The organism is Salmonella sp. SAL4457, assembly GCF_046548235.1.
Taxonomy (GTDB): domain Bacteria; phylum Pseudomonadota; class Gammaproteobacteria; order Enterobacterales; family Enterobacteriaceae; genus Salmonella; species Salmonella enterica.
Genome location: NZ_JBGDZO010000757.1, coordinates 1 through 260, shown reverse-complemented (window position 1 = coordinate 260; position 260 = coordinate 1). Strand labels below are relative to the sequence as shown.

The 260-nt window shown below is 70.4% G+C and carries 1 protein-coding gene; it reads right to left on the bottom strand.

From position 1 onward, the window contains the following. Positions 1-29: 29 nt before the first annotated feature. Positions 30-260, bottom strand: a 231-nt coding sequence (locus tag ACLJNW_RS26190; protein ID WP_410961504.1) for a hypothetical protein, incomplete at its 5' end; no start/stop codon positions are given.

The window sequence follows — 260 nt, the reverse complement described above, 5'->3', positions numbered from 1 at the left end:
GCGGTGACCAGTGGGGAAACGGCAAGGAGTCAGCTCACGGTGCGCAGGCGCCCCGTGGTCTTGTGCCGGGCGCAGCAGTTGGTGTCGCCGGCGACGAAGCGCGCCGGGTTGTCGACCCGGTCGAGCGGCAGGTTGCAGCGTTCGCCGCCGGGCAGCAGCGCCTCGCAGCGCGGCTGCTGGAAGTGGTCCAGCCACTGGCGGTACTGGCTCTCGGAGACGAAGCACTTGGCCGCCGCGTAGGCCAGCGGATTGTCCTGGTA